The organism is Streptomyces sp. NPDC001606 (genome assembly GCF_053596835.1).
In genome coordinates this window covers 1-20,201 of the sequence record NZ_JBSFHC010000036.1, presented here as the reverse complement: position 1 = coordinate 20,201, position 20,201 = coordinate 1, and the positions used below count along the sequence as shown (strand labels likewise).

General features: G+C 74.0%; 13 protein-coding genes, 1 tRNA gene, 1 rRNA gene and 1 riboswitch. Of the genes, 8 read left to right on the top strand and 7 right to left on the bottom strand.

Going from position 1 to position 20,201, the window contains the following annotated elements; all coding sequences use genetic code 11:
• Positions 1 to 132: 132 nt before the first annotated feature.
• Positions 133 to 2,007, top strand: a complete 1,875-nt coding sequence (locus tag ACWCV9_RS36750) for a sigma-70 family RNA polymerase sigma factor (protein WP_450793268.1) — start codon at positions 133 to 135, stop codon at positions 2,005 to 2,007.
• Here the strand turns inward: ACWCV9_RS36750 and ACWCV9_RS36745 are convergent.
• Positions 1,994 to 5,368 carry a BTAD domain-containing putative transcriptional regulator gene (locus ACWCV9_RS36745; RefSeq protein ID WP_450793266.1) on the bottom strand — a complete coding sequence of 1,125 codons (3,375 nt, stop codon included), beginning with the start codon at positions 5,366 to 5,368 and terminating at the stop codon, positions 1,994 to 1,996. The genes ACWCV9_RS36750 and ACWCV9_RS36745 overlap by 14 nt on opposite strands.
• A 98-nt stretch (positions 5,369 to 5,466) precedes the next feature.
• Positions 5,467 to 7,545, bottom strand: a complete 2,079-nt coding sequence (locus tag ACWCV9_RS36740) for an asparagine synthase-related protein (protein ID WP_450793264.1) — start codon at positions 7,543 to 7,545, stop codon at positions 5,467 to 5,469.
• A 700-nt stretch (positions 7,546 to 8,245) separates the two neighbouring features.
• Here ACWCV9_RS36740 and ACWCV9_RS36735 point away from each other — a divergent pair.
• From ACWCV9_RS36735 to ACWCV9_RS36720, 4 genes are all read left to right on the top strand, one after another.
• The gene (locus ACWCV9_RS36735; RefSeq protein WP_450793262.1) at positions 8,246 to 9,670 is read left to right on the top strand and encodes an MFS transporter; all 1,425 of its coding nucleotides are present in this window, start codon (positions 8,246 to 8,248) and stop codon (positions 9,668 to 9,670) included.
• A gap of 106 nt (positions 9,671 to 9,776) precedes the next feature.
• Positions 9,777 to 10,985 carry an L-2-hydroxyglutarate oxidase gene (gene lhgO, locus ACWCV9_RS36730; protein ID WP_450793260.1) on the top strand — a complete coding sequence of 403 codons (1,209 nt, stop codon included), beginning with the start codon at positions 9,777 to 9,779 and terminating at the stop codon, positions 10,983 to 10,985.
• 170 nt (positions 10,986 to 11,155) lie between these two features.
• Positions 11,156 to 11,983, top strand: coding sequence for a tRNA (guanosine(46)-N7)-methyltransferase TrmB (gene trmB, locus ACWCV9_RS36725; RefSeq protein ID WP_450793258.1), 828 nt, complete (start codon positions 11,156 to 11,158; stop codon positions 11,981 to 11,983).
• A 63-nt stretch (positions 11,984 to 12,046) separates the two neighbouring features.
• Entirely contained in the window at positions 12,047 to 13,372 is a 1,326-nt protein-coding gene (locus tag ACWCV9_RS36720) for a PrsW family intramembrane metalloprotease (RefSeq protein WP_450793256.1), read from the top strand.
• 125 nt (positions 13,373 to 13,497) lie between these two features.
• On the opposite strand, the gene ACWCV9_RS36715 is transcribed toward ACWCV9_RS36720, so the two are convergent.
• The 3 genes from ACWCV9_RS36715 to ACWCV9_RS36705 all read right to left on the bottom strand — a co-directional run bounded on the left by ACWCV9_RS36715 (position 13,498) and on the right by ACWCV9_RS36705 (position 17,184).
• Positions 13,498 to 14,442 (bottom strand): aldo/keto reductase, encoded by a 945-nt coding sequence (locus tag ACWCV9_RS36715; protein ID WP_450793254.1) that lies wholly within the window; start codon positions 14,440 to 14,442, stop codon positions 13,498 to 13,500.
• A gap of 73 nt (positions 14,443 to 14,515) precedes the next feature.
• Entirely contained in the window at positions 14,516 to 15,547 is a 1,032-nt protein-coding gene (locus ACWCV9_RS36710) for a M23 family metallopeptidase (protein ID WP_450793252.1), read from the bottom strand.
• Positions 15,548 to 15,556: 9 nt separating this feature from the next.
• A riboswitch (cyclic di-AMP (ydaO/yuaA leader) is annotated at positions 15,557 to 15,732 on the bottom strand.
• Positions 15,733 to 15,990: 258 nt separating this feature from the next.
• Entirely contained in the window at positions 15,991 to 17,184 is a 1,194-nt protein-coding gene (locus ACWCV9_RS36705; protein ID WP_450793250.1) for a PP2C family protein-serine/threonine phosphatase, read from the bottom strand.
• Between the two features lie 155 nt (positions 17,185 to 17,339).
• On the opposite strand from ACWCV9_RS36705, the gene ACWCV9_RS36700 reads away from it, so the two are divergent.
• A tRNA-Met gene (locus tag ACWCV9_RS36700) sits at positions 17,340 to 17,413 on the top strand.
• A 123-nt stretch (positions 17,414 to 17,536) separates the two neighbouring features.
• Here ACWCV9_RS36700 and ACWCV9_RS36695 read toward each other — a convergent pair.
• On the bottom strand, positions 17,537 to 18,673 hold the full coding sequence (locus ACWCV9_RS36695; protein WP_450793248.1) for a dihydrofolate reductase family protein: 1,137 nt from the start codon (positions 18,671 to 18,673) through the stop codon (positions 17,537 to 17,539).
• Positions 18,674 to 18,751: 78 nt separating this feature from the next.
• On the opposite strand from ACWCV9_RS36695, the gene ACWCV9_RS36690 reads away from it, so the two are divergent.
• Positions 18,752 to 19,261: a MarR family winged helix-turn-helix transcriptional regulator gene (locus ACWCV9_RS36690; protein ID WP_450793246.1), complete on the top strand. Its 510-nt coding sequence runs from the start codon at positions 18,752 to 18,754 to the stop codon at positions 19,259 to 19,261.
• A gap of 94 nt (positions 19,262 to 19,355) precedes the next feature.
• Positions 19,356 to 20,000, top strand: a complete 645-nt coding sequence (locus ACWCV9_RS36685) for a GTP cyclohydrolase II (RefSeq protein ID WP_450793244.1) — start codon at positions 19,356 to 19,358, stop codon at positions 19,998 to 20,000.
• A gap of 119 nt (positions 20,001 to 20,119) precedes the next feature.
• Here the strand turns inward: ACWCV9_RS36685 and rrf are convergent.
• Positions 20,120 to 20,201, bottom strand: a 5S ribosomal RNA gene (gene rrf, locus ACWCV9_RS36680); the annotation flags it as partial.

Genomic DNA, 20,201 nt, shown 5'->3' with positions numbered 1-20,201 from the left:
TGTTCGGGGGGTGCGGTGACAAGTGCGCTCGGATGAGTGGATGCGGTGCCGAGGGCCCCTTGGCCGAAAGCCCCATGTGGCACCCTGAGCCGGGTAGGGGTTGGGCTGGGCCGGTGTCGGGGGCTTTCCGCGATGAGCGCTGACGGTTGGGACGGGTCACGCGGTGACGGCGGCGACGCGCAGCCGGTCGGGCCGAGTGCGCCCAAGGTGCCGGGTCAGGGCGGCCGCGCCGGCGAGAGTGTGCCCGCCCAGCGCGAGGGAAGCGTGCTGCCGCCGCCGCGGGAGATGCCGCCCGCCGACGGCGAGCTGATCGAGCGGATGCGCGGCGGCGACGACTCCGCCTACGCGGAGCTGTACCGCCGGCACGCCGACGCCGTACGGCGCTACGCGCGCACCTGCTGCCGGGACGGGCACACCGCCGACGACCTGACGGCCGAGGTCTTCGCGCGGATGTTGCAGGCCGTGCGCGGCGGCGCCGGCCCCGAGCACGCCGTACGCGCCTACCTGCTGACGTCGGTACGGCGGGTCGCCGCGCACTGGACCAAGTCGGCGCGGCGCGAGCAGCTCGTCGACGACTTCGCCGTGTTCGCCCAGCAGTCCGCGCGCTCCGCCGAGACGGCCGACGGCGACACCCTGGACCTGGGCGCCGATGTCCGCGCCCTGCACGAGGCCGAGCAGTCCATGGCCATGCAGGCCTTCCGCTCGCTGCCCGAACGCTGGCAGGCCGTGCTGTGGCACACCGAGGTCGAGGACGAGTCGCCGAGCGAGGTGGCCGTGCTGTTCGGGCTGGACGCCAACGGAACACGCGTGCTCGCCAGCCGCGCCCGCGAGGGCCTGAAGCAGGCCTATCTCCAGGCCCATGTCAGCGCCGCCCTCACCGGCGACGAGGAGTGCGCCCGCTACGCCGACCAGCTCGGCACCTACGCCCGCCGCAAACTCCGTATCCGCGCCGAGCGGGGGCTGCGCAAGCACCTGGAGGAGTGCGCCCGGTGCCGGCTCGCGGCCGCGCAGATCGAAGAGGTCGCGAGCGGTATCCCCGGTGTCGTCCCGGTCGCGGTCATCGGCTGGTTCGGGGCCGCCGGATACGCCAAGGCCCTCGGGATCGTGGCCGGCAGCGCCGGGGCGGGTGCGGCCGGTGCCGCCGCCGCGGCCGGCGGATCGTCCGGCGGGGCGGGCGGCGCGGGCGGTGCCGCGGTCTCCGAGGGGCTCGGCGCGCCGGTGAAGGCGGGGATCGCGGCCGGGGTGGTCGCGGTGGCCGCCGCCGCGGTGGCGCTCGCCCTGGTGAACGACAGCCACCCACCCAAGGAGATTGCCAAGCCCTCGCCGCCCGCACCGATCGTCCGGCCCGCGACACCCACCCCCACACCCACCCCGGCGAAGCCCACGCCGGAACCGGTGGCCCTGCCCGCCGAGCCCACACCCACGCCGTCCCGCACGCCCACGCCCACTCCCTCTCCCACGCCGCCCCGGGCCCCGGCGCCGAAGCCCCGCCCGACGCCCACACCCACGCCCACGCCCACGCCCACGCCCACCCCGACCCCGACGCCCACCCCCACGCCACCGCCGGCACCCGTCGTCTACGAGGTGAGCGACCTGAACTACGACGCCACCGGCGACGGAACCCGGCCCGAGATCGTGCTGGGCGAGAGCAGCTGGGTGTGGCAGCGCTACGGCCTGTCGATCGACGGCACCCGGTACGCGCGCGGGGCCACCGTGCACGGCGATTCCTCCGTGACCATCGCCCTCAACCGGCAGTGCACCGCCTATGACGCGCTGGCCGGCATCGACGACATGACCCTCGGCCTCGGCAAGGTCTCCTTCTCGGTCTGGGCCGACGGGGTACGGCTGTGGCAGTCCGGCATGGTCAAGGGCCACGACCGGGCCGTACCCGTCCATGTGGACCTCACCGGGCGCCGGACCGTACGCCTGGTGACCGAACCGCACAGCAACCTCATCGACGCGGTGGCGGTGGCGGACTGGGCGCAGTCCCGGTTCACCTGCCGGTAGCGGGCGTCCCGGTGGCGTCGGCGGACGGCGTCCCCGCGCGCAGCTCGCGCAGCACGTCCGCCACGTCGAAGCCGGCACCCCGGGCCCGCTCGGCCTCGTACCGGCCGGCCGGCAGCACCGCGCGGGCGTCGGCGAACACCCGCCGGGCCCTGCCGCGCTCCGGCTCGGGCCGGGGCCGGCCGGCACGCCAGCGGTCCGAGGCCTCGTACAGCTGGACCGCGCCCGGCAGGTCGCCGAGCCGGGCCAGCAGCCAGGCCCCGGTGTCCACGAGCCCTCCGGTGATCGACTCGGCGCACCGCTGCTCCACCGCCTGGTCCAGCGCGTCGGCCAGGATCGGCAGGGCGTGTTCCGGGCCGCGCTCCTCGGCCACCAGCAGCGCCTCGACCGTCCGCAGGAAGGCCGTGAACTGCGGCGGTGCGGTGATGCCGCCGCCGACCAGCGCGCGGGTCGCCTCGTACAGCTCGCGGGCGCGGGCGGTGTCCCCGTCGTCCAGGGCGATGGAGGCGCGCAGCAGCAGGACGAAGGAGCGGGCCTCTGCCACTCCGTACTGCTCGGCGGCCGTGTTCGCCTCGTCCAGCGCGGCGAGTGCCGCCTCGCGGTCGCCGGAGCGGTGGGCGATCTCGGCGAGCCGCGCCAGCAGGAACGGGGACTCGGCGTACGCGCCGACCTCGTAGGCGAGCCGGAGGCCCTCCTCGTACTCCCCGCGTGCCTCCTCGAAGCGGCCGCGCGCCATGGCCGCCTCGCCGGCCGCGCTGCACACCTGGGCGCGCATCCAGCGGTCCCCGACCCGTCGGCTGAGCCGGCGCAGCTCGGCCAGGTCCTCGTCCACGCCCGCGAGGTTGCCCGGGGAGTCCACGACCACATGGGTGCGGTACATCAGGGCGACGCCGATCTCCCACTCGCCACCGTGGGCACGGCAGTTGGCGACGGCCGCGGCCATGTCGGGGCCGGTTTCCACGGTGCCGGCCAGGTGGTAGGCGGTCAGCGGCCAGATGATGCCGGGGAGCCGGGCGGCCTGCGGGCCGCCGTGCTCGTAGGCGGCGCGGACCCGGGCGACGTACGCCCGGGCGCGCTCGTCGGCGGCGAGGCTCTCCTCGTCGGACTCGAAGCTGAGGAACAGGTCGAGCATCCGCAGGTCCATGCGCGCTTCGTGCCGGGGATGCCGCTCCTCCGCGCCCTGGGGGGTGGCGAGCAGGGCGCCCACCGGGTCGGCCGACTCCACCAGTGCGCTCAGTTCCAGCTCGGAGGCCCGGCCCGCCGGGGTGCCCCGGGCCTCCAGGGTGTCCAGGGCCACGCCCAGGCGCAGCACCAGACGCACCCAGGACAGCGCCTCCCGGCGGTAGTTGCGCAGCCACCAGAACCAGCCCATGGCCACGACGATGGCGGCCGCCTGCGCCTCGTCACCGCCGCGCACGGCCCGGTCGACGGCCGCCCGGATGTTGTCCAGCTCGGCCTCCAGGCGGGAGATCCAGGGCAGCTGGTCCGCGGAGCGCAGCCGCGGCTCGGCCTCCTCGACCAGGGCGCGCACCCACGCGCGGTGCCGAAGCTCCGCGGCGGCGCGCAGTCCGGGGATCTCGGCGGCGCGCTCGTCGGCGTACTCGTGGATGGTCTCCAGCAGGCGGTAGCGCATGCCGTCCGGCCGGCCGGTGCCGGGGCGGTCGGGGCCGTAGGGGGCGGCCACGACGAGGGACTTGTCCACGAGGGCGCCGATCAGGTCGGCCGCCGGGCCGGTGCACACGGCCTCGGCGGCCGCCAGGTCGAAGCCGCCGGCGAACACGGAGATCTCGCGCAGCATGGTGCGTTCGCGTTCGTCCAGCAGGTCCCAGGACCAGTCGACGACCGCGCGCAGGGTCTGCTGGCGGGGCAGGACCGTGCGGCTGCCGGAGGTGAGCAGGCGGAAGCGGTCGTCGAGCCGGTCGGCGATCTGCCGCGGGGTCAGCAGCCGGAGCCGGGCCGCGGCCAGCTCGATGGCGAGCGGCAGCCCGTCCAGGCGGCGGCAGATCTCCGCGACGGCCTCGGTGTCGGCGAGCACCGCGTCGGCGTCCGGACGGACGGCCCGCGCGCGCTCGGCGAACAGCCGGTGCGCCTGCTCCGGGACAAGGGGCTCGACCGGGCGCACCGACTCACCGGGGACGCCCAGGGGTTCACGGCTGGTCGCGAGGATCGTGAGCCCGGGGCAGTGGGTGAGGAGGGTCTCGGCGAGGGCGGCGGCCGCGCCGATGACATGCTCGCAGTTGTCAAGGATCAGGAGCTGGCTGCGTGCGGCGCAGTGCTCGATCAGCAGGGCGACGGGGTCGTCCTGCGGGGCTGCCAGGTCGGTGCTCAGCAGCACGGTCTCGCGCAGACCGAGCGCGCTGACCACCGCGCCGGGCACCGCCTCCGGGTGGTCGAGCGGGGCCAGCTCGACCAGCCATGCCGGGGTCAGGGTGGCGGCGGCCTCCTCGGCGAGGCGGGTCTTTCCGGAGCCGCCCGGTCCGGTGAGGGTGACCAGGCGGGCCCTGTGCACATCCGAACGAATGGCCTCCAGCTCCGGTTCCCGCCCCACGAAAGAGGTAAGCCGGGGACGCAGGTTGCCGGTGCGCTCGGGCGGCCGGGCGGGGGCCGGCACCTTCGCCGCCGGCCGCGGTGCCTGGGGGACCGGCTCCTCCTGTTTCAGCAACGCCGCGTGCAGCGCCCTGAGTTCCGGGCCCGGGTCGGTGCCGAGGGAGTCGGCGAGGGTGCGGCGGACGGACTCGTAGACGGCGAGCGCGTCGGCGGGCCGGGCGGTGTCCCGCAGGGCGCGGATGAGGAGGGCGTGCAGCGGCTCGTCGTAGGGGTGCGCGGCGGTCAGTTCGGTCAGTTCCGGTACGACGTCCTGGGCGCGGCCGAGGTCGAGCGCGGCGGCGGCGCGGGCGCGGACCGCCTCCGCGCGGAGGGCTTCGGGGCGGGCGGCGGCGGTGCGGTCGGGGAGGTCTGCGAGGGCCGGGCCGTGCCAGAGCGCGAGGGCCTCGGTGAGCGCGCGGTGGGCGGTTGCCGGGTCGCCGTCGGAGAGGGCTCTGGTGCCGGTGTGGGCGAGGCGTTCGAAGACGTACAGGTCGATGTCGTCCTCGGTGGCCTCCAGGCGGTAGCCGCCCGGGGCGGAGGTGACGGCGTGTCGGCCGAGGGCGCGGCGCAGGCGCCCGACGAGGGCCTGGAGGGCGGCGGGGGCGTCCTGCGGCGGATCGGCCGGCCAGACCTCGTCGATGAGGGTTTCGGCGGTCGCGGTGCGGGCGGGACGCAGGGCGAGCGCGGTGAGCAGCGCGCGCAGGCGCGGGCCACCGACGGGTATGAGGGCGCCCTGCTCGTCCACTGCCTGGGTCACGCCCAGGATTCTGTACCGCACCCGATCATTGTGGCCCGCGCGGCCCGGGGGCACGGGGTGTGTGGGTCGGCGGGGGCCGACCGGAGCACAGGGGCCCCGGCGATCCACAGGAGGCTGCACTAACCTCCCGGCGCCAGAACCCCCCTGCGCCGCTGGATTCCCGACGGCACCGCCCGCGCGCGGGACGGGGTGCCCGTCCAGCAGGTGCCGCGGCGGGCGAGGAGGCGGCGGAGCCAGAGTTCGAGGGAGACGAGGTCGGCGAGGCCGTCCAGGGGGAGGGGTTCGCCGGCGGCCGCCGCGCGGACGGCCTTGCGGACGACGCGGGCCTCGACCAGGCCCGCGTCGGCGAGCAGCGGGGTGGCGAACAGGTCCAGCAGCGGGTCGGCGGACACGCGCAGGCCCGCGCGCGCGGCCGCCGCCGCCGAGGCGTGCGAGGGCGCGCCCCAGCCGGGCGGGAGGTCGGTGACGCCGGCGCCCTCCAGGACCGTGCGGAGGACGGCGGCCCGGGCGCCGGGCTGGACGCGCAGGGACTCGGGCAGGGCGCGGCAGGCCCGGACGACCTGGTTGTCGAGGAAGGGCGCGTGCAGGCGCTGGGAGCGGATCTCGGCGGCCTGTTCCAGGATGCGCAGGTCGGCGGCGTACCGGGCGAGCGCCGCACGCGCGCGGTGGTCACCGGGGCGGCGGTCGGGGCCCGCGGCGGAGCCCTCCGCCGCCGCCTGGAGCAGAACCGATACTTCAGCCAGTGCCTCACCCGTCAGCCAGCGGGCCGCCGGCCCGGGTCTGGCCCAGGTCAGCGCGGCGAGGGACGCGCCGACCGCCCCCTTGGGCTCGTCGAAGCGGCGCCGCATCAGCCGCTCGGCCAGGAACTCCAGGCCCGCGCGGTAGGGCGTACGGGCCAGCCGGCGGGCCGCGCCGTACACGCGCGCGGGGACCATCACCGAGCCGTCGGCGCGGGCGAGTGCGGCGACCGGCCGGACCAGATCGCGCCGTCTGCGGTCCATCAGGAGGTCGGCGAGCCGGGCGGGGTGGGCGTCCAGGACCTGGCGGGCGCCATGGCCGATGAAGTGGTCGGCGCTGCCCGCGGCGAACCGGGCCCGGTGCCGGGCGGCCTGCACCAGCGAGGGGCCCGGTTCGTCGGTGAGCGGGCCGTCCAGGTCGGCGTACGGCAGGCTCTCCTCGCCGCCGGTGACCACCACGTGGTGCAGGCGGGGGCCCGCGGCGAGGGCGCCGGCGCGTTCCAGTTCGGCCTCGCGGCCGCTGACGGCGAGGTCGTTGAAGGTGACGGCGAGGAGGCGTTCGCCCGCGCCGGTGCCCTGCCCGACGAGCATGCCGGGTCTGCCGGGAAGGCCCGCGGCGAGCAGGGCGAGGGTGCCGGAGGCCGGTCCGCCGGACAGGTCGGCGCCGATGCCGGGCACCGGCATGCCCCGCCGGGCGCGCCGCTCGGCGGGCCCCATGCCGGGCACCGGGCCGGGGTCGAGGTCGGGCACGTGCCGGGGCGCGGCCAGCCGGGTGCGGACGGCCTCCACGAGGGCGTCCCGTACGGCGTCCACCGCGCGGTCGGGATCGGCCGGGGGCGCGGCCACGGCGAGCGAGGCGACCGGCTCGTACCCGGTGATCTCGCGCACCCCGGCGCGCAGCACCAGCGCATGCCCCGGCGGAACGCGGCGTACGCCCTCGTACGGGGTGGTGTCGCGCAGCGCGGCGGGCACATCGGGGGCGGCGAGCAGCGCGGCCAGATGACCGAAGTCGAGGTTGGCCTCCACGAGGTCGGCGAGCGGCAGCGCGGCGGTGGCGTAGGCCGTGCCGCCGGCCCAGGGGGTGTGGAACACCGGGCGCGCACCCGCGAGGTCACCGCAGACGGTGATGCGACGGCCCACCCGGACGACGGCCGTGTAACTGCCCGGCCAGCAGGTCAGATGGCGCAGTGCGCCCCCGCGCGCGGTGAACAGCGCCCGCCGCAGCTCCTCGTCCGAGGCGCCGCAGATGCCGAGGACGGCGATCCGGTTGTCCGCGTCGGCCTGCACCACCCGCACCTCGTCCGGGCGCCAGTCGCCGACGGCCCACAGCGGATCCGGGTCGCCCCACAGGAGTTGGGAGCCGACCGGGTGCAGGGTCTCGCCGTCGTAGCCGAGGGCGCCCGCGGAGCCGGTCCCGGCGACGCCCGGGGCGGTGCTGCTCCAACCCACCAACCACCGCATCGACGCCTCCACAGCCTGTGGACAACCCCTGCACCGTACGAACAGGACCCCATGCTGCCACGAAGGGCGCGCCCCGGAGGGGCGGTGACACCGCCTCACGTGCGGAAGGTCAAAGGAGGTTGACGCGCGCGCGGTGCGGCCGCGGAGCGGCGGCACCCGGCGGGGCGACACGAACGCGCCCCCTATACGCTCCCCCAGAACGCCCCGTGCGCCCTCAAGTTGCGTGGTGAGAGGCGTGTACGACCGTGGAGCACCAGGGTCGATTTTCAGCCAAATCGTAAGAGTCGGCGCGGATTTGAGCACGCTCCGTACAGGCCTGCGGAGCGCGCGGCGGCGCCGATACGCGCACAGTCCGGGAGGCGGGCATCGCCTCCCGGACCGGTCCGCCACCCGCGGGGATGAAGGTGGCGGTGTCCCCCAGCCCACTGGATCCAGTACAGCGGGCCGACCCACGCAGGACCCATGGAACCGCTCCCCCGATGGCCGGAGAAGAGCGCACGGACGGGCGCACGGCCACACGGCCGGGGGCACGCGGCGACAGACCGTGCACGGTGCGTACAGGACCGCACTGCCGTACGGACCACAATCCCGCCATCCGGAACAATGCCCCTTAACGCTTGGGATGCGGCGAACTACGCTGGGTTTACGAATGCCGCGTGGTTATGCCAGCGCGGCAGCCGTCTGTGTCGAGGGGTGGCGCATGTCCAGGGAGCAACGCGGGCCGAACGAAAAGCTCGGCGCCGTTCTCGCCCTCGCGGGAATCAGCAACGCAGGCCTCGCGCGACGCGTCAACGACCTCGGCGCGCAACGCGGGTTGACTCTTCGCTACGACAAGACCTCCGTGGCGCGCTGGGTGTCGAAGGGGATGGTGCCCCAGGGCGCGGCACCGCACCTCATCGCCGCCGCCATCGGCCAGAAGCTCGGCCGGCCGGTGCCGCTCCACGAGATCGGCCTGGCGGACGCGGATCCCGCGCCCGAAGTGGGCCTCGCCTTCCCCAGAGACGTAGGACAGGCGGTGCGGTCGGCGACCGAGCTGTACCGTCTCGACCTCGCCGGCCGCCGGGCCGGGTCCGGCGGCATCTGGCAGTCGCTCGCCGGATCGTTCGCAGTGAGCGCATACGCAACGCCTGCCTCACGATGGCTGATAACCCCCGCCGACAGCTCGGTCGCACGGGAGGCGGACACCGCCGAAGGCTCCGGCGCACCGATCAAAGTCGGCCACAGTGATGTGCGCAAACTGCGGGAGGCCGCCGAGGACGCCAGGCGCTGGGACTCCAAGTACGGAGGCGGCGACTGGCGTTCGTCCATGGTGCCGGAGTGCCTGCGCGTGGAGGCGGCACCCCTGCTCCTCGGCGCCTACTCCGACGAGGTCGGCCGCGCCCTGTTCGGCGCCACCGCGGAACTCACCCGGCTGGCCGGGTGGATGGCCTTCGACACCGGCCAGCAGGAGGCGGCCCAGCGCTACTACATCCAGGCGCTGCGCCTCGCGCGCGCGGCGGCCGACGTCCCGCTCGGCGGGTACGTCCTCGCCTCCATGTCGCTCCAGGCGACCTACCGGGGCTTCGGCGACGAGGGCGTCGACCTGGCCCAGGCCGCGCTGGAACGCAACCGGGGACTGGCGACGGCCCGCACGATGAGCTTCTTCCGGCTGGTCGAGGCACGGGCACACGCGCGCGCGGGAGACGCACAGGCCGCGGGCGCGGCACTCAAGGCCGCCGAGGGATGGCTGGAGCGCTCCCGGGAAGGCGACAACGACCCCTCCTGGCTCGGCTTCTACGGCTACGACCGGTTCGCCGCCGATGCCGCCGAGTGCTACCGCGACCTGAAGGCGCCGCGGCAGGTGCGGCGCTTCACCGAGCAGGCGCTGTCCAAGCCCACGGAGGAGTTCGTGCGCTCGCACGGGCTGCGCCTGGTGGTGTCGGCCGTCGCCGAGCTGGAGTCCGGCAACCTCGACGCGGCCTGCGAGCAGGGAGTGCGGGCCGTGGAGGTGGCCGGGCGGATCTCCTCGGCACGGACCACCGAGTACGTGAAGGATCTCCTGCACCGGCTGGAGCCGTACGGGGACGAGCCCCGGGTGGTGGAGCTGCGGGAGCGGGCCCGGCCGCTGCTGATGACACCGGCGTAGGCGGCCTCCGCACCCGCCCCCCGCCGCCGCGCGGTCCCGCTGCTCGAAGGCGTTTGAAGGCGTTGTCAGTGGCGCAGTGCACTATCGAGGGTGGAGGTGGTGCTCGGTGCGGGTCGGGGCGTACGACGGTGATGTGCTCGTGGTCGGGGGCGGGATCGTCGGTCTGTCGACGGCGTATGCGATCACGCGTGCCGCGCCGGGCACGCGGGTGACCGTACTGGAGAAGGAGCCGGGACCGGCCCGGCACCAGACGGGGCGCAACAGCGGGGTCATCCACAGCGGGATCTACTACCGCCCCGGCTCCCTCAAGGCGCGGTACGCGGTGCGCGGCGCCGCCGAGATGGTGAAGTTCTGCGCCGAGTACGGCATCGCGCACGCCGTCACCGGCAAGCTGATCGTCGCCACCGAGCGCGAGGAGCTGCCCCGGCTGCACGCCCTCGTGCAGCGCGGCCGGGAGAACGGCATCCCGGTCCGCGAACTGGGCCCCGCCCAGATCTCCGAGTACGAACCGGAGGTGCGCGGCCTGGCCGCCATACACGTCGGCACCACCGGCATCTGCGACTACGTCGAGGTCGCCCGCCATCTCGCGGCCGCCTCGGGCGCCGAGATCCGGTACGGCGCCGAGGTCGTCCAGGTGGACCGCCGGCCGGAGCGGGGCGTGGCCGTGCGCACCGCCGCCGGTGACGTCGTCCGCGCGCGCGTGCTGGTGAACTGCGCCGGGCTGCACTGCGACCGGCTCGCCCGGCTGACCGGGGACGACCCCGGGGTGCGCATCGTGCCGTTCCGCGGGGAGTACTACGAGCTGGCCCGGCCCGAGCTGGTGCGCGGCCTGGTCTATCCGGTGCCGGACCCGGCGTTCCCGTTCCTCGGGGTGCATCTGACCCGGGGCATCGACGGCGGCGTGCACATCGGCCCCAACGCGGTCCCCGCACTGGCCCGGGAGGGGTACGGCTGGGGGGTCGTCCGCCCCCGCGAGCTGGCCGGGACCGTGGCCTGGCCGGGCTCCTGGGTGATCGCCCGGCAGCACTGGCGGTACGGAGCGGGTGAGCTGCACCGGTCGGTGTCCAGGAGAGCCTTCCTGGAGGCGGTGCGCAGACTGCTGCCGGCGGTCGGGCGGGACGACCTGGTGCGGGCGCCCGCGGGAGTGCGCGCCCAGGCGGTGCTGCGGGACGGCACGCTGGTGGACGACTTCCTCATCCGCGAGGGGAGCCGCGCCGTGCATGTGCTGAACGCCCCGTCCCCGGCCGCCACCGCTTCCCTGCCGATCGGCAGAGAGGTCGGACGCCGGGCGCTGTCGATGCTCGGCTCGCTGTAGTGCCGTACGCGCACGGAACCGGCCGCGCCCCGCACCGACCCGGCCGCGCGCTGCACGGACCCGACCATTCCCCGCCCGGACCCGGCCGCTCCGTCCACGCACCCGACCGCTCCGGCCACGCGACCGGCCGCCGGGAGGCGCTCCCCGCGCGCCGTAAAATCGGAAGCACTGTGTCTGACTCCCTGAACGTCCCCGAAGCCCCCTCGTCGGCCGCCCACGCCCCCGGCGACTCCATCCGGCACACCCGGGCCAAGGGCGAGCCGCGGTTTCCCGACGGGCCCAAGGCCGACCCCGCCGGCTCGCACTTCGAGCGGCGGATCCGCAGCTTCCAGCCGCGGCGCAGCCGGGTGACGGCCGGGCAGGCCGACGCCCTCCAGCGGCTGTGGCCCCAGTGGGGGCTGGACATCGACGGACAGCGGATCATCGACCTCGCCGAGCTGTTCGGCAACGACAGGCCGGTCGTGCTGGAGATCGGGTTCGGGATGGGCGAGGCCACCGCGCAGATGGCCGCCGCCGACCCGGACACCAACATCCTCGCCATCGACGTGCACACCCCGGGCCAGGGCAACCTGCTGAACCTCGCCGACCAGAACGGGCTGTCCAACGTCCGGGTGGGCAACGGGGACGCGATCATCCTGCTCCGCGAGATGCTCCGGCCCGACTCCCTCGACGGGCTGCGCGTGTACTTCCCGGACCCGTGGCCCAAGAAGCGGCACCACAAGCGCCGGCTGATCCAGCCCGAGTTCCTGACGCTCGCCGCCGAGCGGCTGAAGCCCGGCGCGATCGTGCACTGCGCGACCGACTGGGAGCCGTACGCCGAGCAGATGCTCGAGGTGCTCAGCGCCCACCCGGCCTTCGAGAACACGCAGGCGGACGGCGGTTTCGCGCCCCGGCCCGCATTCCGGCCGCTGACCCGTTTCGAGGGGCAGGGGCTGGACAAGGGTCATGTGGTGAACGATCTGCTGTTCCGGCGCGTACCGCACGGCCAGGACGGATAAGTCCAGCAAGCAGGGGCGGAAACGCGCCGGCCCCTCGTCCCGCCGTCGTTAGGGTCGATGCCCGTGGCCACCAGTCCCCCGTACCCGACCTACCCCCTCAGCCCCGGCGGCGGCACCTTGCGCCATCCGCGCTGGTGGCAGCACCGGTGGGTGCGGTACGGAGCACTGATCACGCTGCTCGCGCTGTCCGGGCTGGTGATTCTCGCGCTGGTGCGCCGGCAGACCGGCACGGAAGGGTTCCTGGTCGGGCTCGGGCTGGCCGTGCTGCCCGTGCCCTGGCTCATATCCGCCTTCCGCTGGCTGGACCGGGTCGAGCCCGGCCCCTGGCGGAACCAGGTCTTCGCCTTCGCCTGGGGGGCCTGCGCGGCGGCGCTGATAGCCATCGTCGCCAACAGCTTCGCGACCCACTGGATAGCCACCGCCACCGCCGACCCGGCCGGCGCCGACACCCTCGGCGCGACGGTGATAGCGCCGATCGTCGAGGAGTCCGCGAAAGCCGCGGCCGTGCTGCTGGTCTTCCTCTTCCGCAGACGCGACTTCACCGGGATCGTGGACGGCGTGGTGATAGCCGGGACCACCGCGACCGGGTTCGCGTTCACCGAGAACATCCTCTACCTCGGTACGGCCTTCGGGACCGACCAGCTCACCGGCGACCGCGGCATCGCCTCCGTCACCGCCGCGACCTTCTTCGTGCGCATCGTGATGTCCCCGTTCGCGCACCCCCTGTTCACCACCCTCACCGGGCTCGGCTTCGGCGTCGCCGCGCTGTCCGGGGAGCGGCAGCGGGCCCGGCGCACCCTGGTGCCGCTCGGCGGGCTGCTGCTCGCGATGAGCATGCACGCCCTGTGGAACGGCTCCTCCACCTTCGGGCCGTACGGCTTCTTCGGCGTGTACGGCGGCTTCATGGTGCCCGTGTTCGCCCTGCTGGCCTGGCTGTCGATCTGGACGCGGCAGCGGGAGCTGCGGGTCGTGCGGGAGGAGCTGCCGGCGTATGTGTCGGCGGGGTGGCTGGGCCCGGGCGAGCCGTTCGCGCTCGGTTCGATGCGGGCGCGGCGGATGGCCCGGGACTACGCCCGGCACCACGCCGGGCGCCCGGCCGCCCGGGCGGTGGCGGAGTACGAGACGTACGCCACCTCGCTGGCGTCACTGCGGCGCCGGGGGCGCCGGGGCCGGGCCGGGGCCGACTTCGTCGTACGGGAGCGGGAGGTGCTGGAGGAGCTGTGGCGCCGCAGGGAGACGGCGCGTCCCGCGCTCGAGTACGCGGCCCGGGCCATCGCCCCGGCCCCGGCGTACTGGCCGCCGTACGCACACCCGGCGGCACCGAACCCCGCACACCCCGGGTACGCCGGGTACGCCGGGTATCCCGCATACAACCCCTACCGGATCTAGGGCCTTTCTTTCGGATCAGGTCGGCTGCGGCGCCGGCGCCTTCAGCCCGCGACGCCGGCAAGATCCGAAAGAGAGGCCCTAGGGGCCGGGATCGGCACCGCCGGGTCACACCGGAGCGCCCGGGATCAGGCCGACGCCTCGGTCAGCGTCGTGAGCTGCTCCTTCGTCAGGGTCAGGTCCGCCACCTCCGTCAGGGCCGGCAGCTGGGACACCGTACGGGCCGAGGCGATGGGGGCCGCCACCGTCGGCTGGGCGGCGAGCCAGGCCAGGGCGACCGTGGCGACCGGGGCCTCATGGGCGGCGGCGACCTCGTCGAGGGCGGCGAGGACCCGCCGGCCGCGCTCGGACTCCAGGTGCTTCGCGGCGGCTCCGGCGCGGGCGCTGTCGACCGTCGCACCGGGGCGGTACTTGCCGGTCAGGAAGCCGGAGGCGAGGGCGTAGTACGGGACCGCGGACAGGCCCTCGCGGGCGGCGAGGTCCTGGAGGTCACCCTCGTAGGTGTCGCGGGAGACCAGGTTGTAGTGGGGCTGGACGGCGACATAGCGGGCCAGGCCCTCGCGGGCGGAGAAGTCCAGGGAGGCCTGAAGGCGCTCGGCGCCGATGTTGGAGGCGGCGATGTGCCGGACCTTGCCCGCCTTCACCAGCTCGTCCAGGGCGCCGATGATCTCCTCGACCGGCACCTCGGGCTGGTCGTAGTGGGTGTAGTACAGGTCGATGTAGTCGGTGCCGAGACGGCGCAGGGAGGCGTCGGCGGCGGCCTTGATGGTGGCCGCGGACAGGCCCTGGAACTCGGGGTGCTGACTGACCTTGGTGGCGATGACGACGTTGTCGCGGTTGCCGCGGGCCTTCAGCCACGCGCCGATGATCGTCTCCGACTCGCCGCCCTTGTTGCCCTCGGCCCAGGCCGAGTAGACGTCCGCGGTGTCGATGAAGTTGCCGCCGGCGGCCGTGTAGGCGTCGAGGACGGCGAAGGAGGTGTCCTCGTCGGCGGTCCAGCCGAAGACGTTGCCGCCGAGGGCGAGCGGGAAGACCTCGAGGTCGGAAGAGCCGAGTGTGCGCAGTGAAGTCATGATCAATACCAACGCCGGCGGGAGGAAGCTCATTCCTCCGCCGGCGCCGTGTTCACCCGGAAAGCCGGGCCTGTCAGGGGTTGAGGCCCTTGTCGCGCAGCCAGGCCATGGGGTCGATGGCGGTGGGCTGGCCGTCCGGGTGGACCTCCAGGTGCAGGTGCGGGCCGGTGACGTTGCCGGTCGCGCCGACGCGGCCGATGACGTCGCCGGTGTTCACCTGCTGGCCGACCGAGACGTTGATCGAGGACTGGTGGCAGTACCAGAGCTGGGTGCCGTCGTCGAGGGTGATGACCGTGCGGTAGCCGTAGGCACCGGCCCAGCCCGCCTCGGTGACCTTGCCGGCGTGCACCGACTTGATGAGGGTGCCGGTGGGGGCGGCGAAGTCCAGGCCGGTGTGGTAGCCGGAGGACCACATGGAGCCGGGCTGCCCGAAGGTGCCGGTGATCGTGTAGGACACGACCGGCAGCGAGTACTGCTTGGCCAGCTCGGCCAGGCGCTTGGCCTCGGCCTCCTTCTTGGCGTCGGCCTCCGCCTTCTGCTTGGCGGCGGCGGCCTTGGCGGCGGCGGCCTGCTCGGCCTTGGCGGCCGCGGCGGCGGTCTGCTTCTCGGAGGCGGCGAGCGCGGCGATGGTGGCCTTGCTGTCGGCCTGCCCCTTCTGCTGCTCGGCCTGGGCCATGATCCGGTTGCGCAGGGCCTCGCCCGCGCCACCGCTCTGCCCGGCCTCGGCCGAGGCCACACCGACGTTGCCGAGCGTGCCGGTGGCGTCCTTGGGGGCGTCGGCGGAGTCGCCGCCGAAGAGGTGCTCGACGGAGTCCAGGTCCGGCATGGAGACGGAGACCGGCACCTTGCCGGGGTTGGCGCTGGCCATGCCGCCCGCGCCGACGGCGGCCATCACACCGACACCGAGGACGGTGGAGCTGCGCGCGAAGCCGCCGCGCTGCTTGGCGACGCGGTGCCGGCCGCGGACCGGAGCGACGGACTCCGCAGTGGGGTTCCACTCCTCCCAGGGGCCGTCCTCGGCGGCGGGGGAGCCGTATCCGAAGGTGTCCGTCTCGCGCTGAGCGGGTATGAACGGGGCTTCTGGGGCAGGCCGGTTGGACGCCACGCGGGCGCGCTCCTTTCCTTCCTCCGCCTACCGGGTTAGCTGACGGGTTCGGAGCAGGAAGGTCTCCTACGCGCGTAAACCGATCGTGGGCCGAGTCCGCTCAGCAAGTCCACGACGGTGTCCGCGTGATTCACCCCAAGGTGGTGGTTCCCCGGTTCCCTTACGGGATTCGGCGCGTGCGCACGGAGCCGCCTCTTGTGACGGCTGGGACGACCGCGCTGCGTTATCGAACGTTAATAGACCTTGCGGTTACTTTCCAAGCCCGTCCAGCTTGATCGTTAACCTTTTATGCCGGCACTTAAGGGTCACAAGACCTGCAAACCGGGCGAGTTGACGGCAGCTCGGCCACCGTTCAGGAGTCACAGCGTTTTTGATGGTGACTCAGATGTTATGCGCACGGAGTCGCCCGGTCACTCACCGTGAGGCCCCCTGCGGGGAGACCCTCAGGGGTGCCGTACGGCGAGCAGCGCCATGTCATCCGCCATCCCGCCCCCGGAGTGCCTGCGCACCTCGTCCGCGAGCCGCCCGAGCAGCGCGCCCGGACCGGCGAAGGTACGGCCGGCGAGCCGCCGCTCGGGGTCGTAGAACCGGCCGTGGGCGTCCCGGGCCTCGGACAGCCCGTCGGTGTAGAGCAGCAGGGTGGCCCCGCCCGGAAAGGCCGCCTCCAGCACCCGGTCCGGCCACTGCCCGAGATCGCCCATGCCGAGCGGCAGCGCGGGCTCGGGCCCGGCCAGTGTGCGCACCGCGCCGTCGGCGTACAGCAGCAGCGGCGGCGGATGGCCGCGGTTGACGACCCGGACGAGCCCCTCGCCGTGCGGAAGTTCGGCCAGTACGGCGGTGGTGAACCCCTCGAAGGCGTCGATACCGTCCCGCCGGGCGCCCTCACGGGCCAGCGCCCGCTCCAGCCGCTGCGCCACCTCCTCCAGCGTGGCCTCCTGCTCGGCCGCCTCCCGGAACGCGCCGATCACCACGGCGACCGCAGCGACGGCACCCAGCCCCTTGCCCCGCACATCCCCGACGATCAGCCGGACGCCGTACGGGCTGTCCTGCACCGCGTACAGGTCGCCGCCGATGGACGCGTCCTGCCGGGCCGCCTCGTAACGGGCGGCGATCCGGAAACCGCCGATCCGCGCCGCGGGCTCCGGCAGTACGGCCCGCTGGGCGGCCTCGGCGATCTCCCGGGCGGAGGCCAGCCGCCGGTCCCCCAGGCGGACGACCCGGTTGATGGCGCCGGCCAGCACGGCGACGCTGGCCACGGTGACCAGATCGGTGACCGTGGCCACGGCCGGACGGGCACCGCCCTGCGCATGCACGGCGTAGGTGGCGGCGAGCGCCGCGAGGCCGGTCAGCGCGGTGCTGCGCAGCGAACTGAGCGGGGCCGCGATCAGCGCGGCGGCGGTGAAGAAGGGGACGGCGGTGAAGTCCCTCGGCGTCAGCAGACCGTAGAGGACTCCGCAGAAGATCAGCAGGGCGGGCAGGCCCCGGGCCAGGGCGCGGGCGCTCGGACGGCGCGGCGCGAGCGGGGAAGGGCGCACGGGGACGGGCCGGTCGCCGTGGCCCGGCTCGGGCACCGGGTCGCCGGGGAGCCGGCCGCCCGCCCTGGCGTACGGGCTCTCCTCCACCTCACCAGGGCGCACCGTGTCTCTCCCGCATGTCCGACGTACCTCCAGATTTGCGGGCCCGGCAGGGCCGGGCGACCCCGGTGGGCCGACCGGATGAGCCCACCCGACGGACCCGCCGTAAACCGATTCGCGCGGGACCCCACGGATGACGTACACTGAAGTCACAACGACGCGGGGTGGAGCAGCTCGGTAGCTCGCTGGGCTCATAACCCAGAGGTCGCAGGTTCAAATCCTGTCCCCGCTACTGAAACTCAGGGCCGGAAATCAGCAATGGTTTCCGGCCCTGAGTGTTTCCCGGAGCGTGTACGGCCCACAGGGCGCCCCCGCAGGGGCGCCGACCTGTTTCAGCGGGGCGAGCGGCCGGGAGTCAGCCGGCCAACAGATGAAAGTTCGGCGCCTTGGCGACCGCCTCCAGCTCGGGGACGACCACGACCTCCACTCCCCCCGCACCGAGCAGCCCGGCCCCGTCGGCCGCCGCCACGAAGGTGTCCGGCTCCCGCCAGGCGGTGACCACCCGGCGCACCCCCGCCCCGAGGATCAGCTCCGCACAGGGCGCCGGCCGCGACGCCCGCCGCGCACAGGGCTCCAGGCTGCTGTAGACCGTGGCACCGGGCAGCCGCGGATCGGCCGGATCCAGCTTCGCCAGCGCCGCCTCCTCCGCGTGGACCACCGCGTCGCCGCCCTCCCGGGAGTGGCCACGGGCCAGCTCGGTGCCGTCCGCGGCGACCACCACCGCGCCCACGCTGAACGCGGTCTCCGAGGGCGGACACTGGGCGGCCAGCTCACAGGCGGTGCGCAGCCAGTGCCGGTCGGCGGCGGTGGCGGCCGCACCGGTGCCGGGGGCGGTGGGCTCGTACCGCATGAGGACGACGTCCTCGATCCGGCGCGTCTCGGTGAGCCGCAGCCGGCCCGGCTGATAGCCGCCGGGGCCGAACAGCCGCGGGGCCGCCGGGTCACCGACGAAGAGCGGGGCGAGGACCAGCTGGAGTTCGTCGGCGAGACCCTGCTGGAGCAGCTGGGTGTGCACCTGACCGCCGCCCTCGACCATCAGCCGCCGCACACCGCGCACCTCGTACAGGTGCTCCAGCAGCAGCCGCCAGTCGAGGCCGGGGCCGAGCGCGACGACCTCGGCCGTGCCGCCGAGGAGGCCGGCGGCCCGCTCGGCGCCCCGGTCGGTGGTGTAGACGACCTTGTCGCCACCGGTGTGCCAGAAGTTCGCCCCCGGGTCGAGATCGCCGGAGGCGGTGACGGTCACCTTCAGCGGGTACTCCGGCCGACCCGCCGCGACCCGGGCCGCGCGCCGCTCGGCGGAGTTCACCAGCAGGCGCGGATTGTCGGCGCGGATGGTGCCGGCGCCGATCAGAATGGCGTCCACGGAGGCCCGTACCGCGTCGACCCGGTCGAAGTCGGCCGGGCTGGACAGCAGCAGCCGGTCGGGACCGGTGTCGTCCAGATAGCCGTCCAGGGAGACGGCGGCGGACAACAGCACGTACGGGTACGACATCGGCGCGCTCTCCCTGCGAGAACTTTCCCCCACCAAGACCTTCTTGGTTCAAGTTTGAAACAAACTTACACTGGCACCATGACGACCCGCTGGCTCACCCCCGAGGAGCAGCGCGCGTGGCGCGCGTATCTCGCCGCGAAGACCCTCCTCGAGGACGCGATCGACCGACGGCTCCAGCAGGACGCGGGCATGCCCCACCTGTTCTACTCCGTGCTGGCCTATCTGTCCGAGGTACCCGACCGCCGGCTGCGGATGACCGACCTCGCCGAACGGCTGAAGATCACCCGCAGCAGGCTGACCTACGCCGTGACCCGGCTGGAACGGGACGGGCTGGTACGCCGGGAGGACTGCCGCTGGGACAAGCGCAGCCAGCTCGCGGTCCTGACCGACGAGGGGATGACCGTCCTGGAGCGTACGGCACCCGGGCACGTCGAGACCGTGCGGTCCACACTGTTCGACCGGCTCACCCCGGAGCAGGTGGGGCAGCTGGAGGCGATCTGTACCGGGATCACCCGCGGCCTCCAGGGCGACGACGCCGAGCCCGGGGCGGAGGACGTCCCCTGGCGGCGCCGCTCCTCCTGTTCCTGATATTCCGATTGCTTTAAGTTTGAAGCATGGGATAGGGTCCACCGCGTAACGCTGCTTCAAATCTGAAGCACATGTCCGTGCCCGGAGGACCCGCATGTCCGACTTCCCTGCCGCCACGCCGCGCGCCCGCGTCCGGGTACCGCTGCGCTTCCACGACGGTTACGCCGTCGACGCCGAGCTGGTCACCTTCCACGGCCTCACCGACGGCCAGGAGCATGTCGCCGTCGTCCTCGGCGAGCCCGGCCCCGTACCGCTGGTGCGGCTGCACTCCGAGTGCCTGACCGGGGACGTCTTCGGCTCCGCCCGCTGCGACTGCGGGCCCCAGCTGCGCGAGGCCGTCGAGCGCATCGCCGACCGCGGCGGAGTGCTGCTCTACCTCCGCCAGGAGGGCCGCGGCATCGGCCTCTACAACAAGCTCGACGCGTACGCCCTTCAGGACCAGGGCCTCGACACCTACGCCGCGAACGCCGCCCTCGGCCTGCCGGAGGACGCCCGCGACTACACGGCCGCCGCGCAGATGCTGGCCGCCCTCGGCATCGACGAGCTGGACCTGCTGTCCAACAACCCTGACAAGGCCGAGCAGTTGCGCTCGCTGGGCACCATGGTCCGCGACCGGGTGCCGACCGGCGTCTTCACCACGGACCACAACGTCCGCTATCTGCGCGCGAAGGTCCTCCAGACGCAGCACACGCTGCCGCTGGCCGAGCTGACGGAGCTGACGGAACTGACCGCCGGCTGAGCCCTTTTCAGACGGCCGCCGGACAGCGGTAATGTCCGGCGGCCCTGTTCTGATCGGGTCGCCGGCGCTGAAATGCAGAAAACCCCCGCACCAAAGGTGCGGGGGTTTTCCCAATGATTGTTCGGCGGTGTCCTACTCTCCCACAGGGTCCCCCCTGCAGTACCATCGGCGCTGTGAGGCTTAGCTTCCGGGTTCGGAATG

What these genes read in the sequence shown, in the direction of transcription:
- ACWCV9_RS36750 (WP_450793268.1), top strand. Translation starts at nt 133, where the DNA reads ATGAGCGCTGACGGTTGGGACGGGTCACGCGGTGACGGCGGCGACGCG.
- ACWCV9_RS36740 (WP_450793264.1), bottom strand. Translation starts at nt 7,545, where the DNA reads ATGCGGTGGTTGGTGGGTTGGAGCAGCACCGCCCCGGGCGTCGCCGGG.
- ACWCV9_RS36735 (WP_450793262.1), top strand. Translation starts at nt 8,246, where the DNA reads ATGTCCAGGGAGCAACGCGGGCCGAACGAAAAGCTCGGCGCCGTTCTC.
- ACWCV9_RS36715 (WP_450793254.1), bottom strand. Translation starts at nt 14,442, where the DNA reads ATGACTTCACTGCGCACACTCGGCTCTTCCGACCTCGAGGTCTTCCCG.
- ACWCV9_RS36695 (WP_450793248.1), bottom strand. Translation starts at nt 18,673, where the DNA reads ATGTCGTACCCGTACGTGCTGTTGTCCGCCGCCGTCTCCCTGGACGGC.
- ACWCV9_RS36690 (WP_450793246.1), top strand. Translation starts at nt 18,752, where the DNA reads ATGACGACCCGCTGGCTCACCCCCGAGGAGCAGCGCGCGTGGCGCGCG.
- ACWCV9_RS36685 (WP_450793244.1), top strand. Translation starts at nt 19,356, where the DNA reads ATGTCCGACTTCCCTGCCGCCACGCCGCGCGCCCGCGTCCGGGTACCG.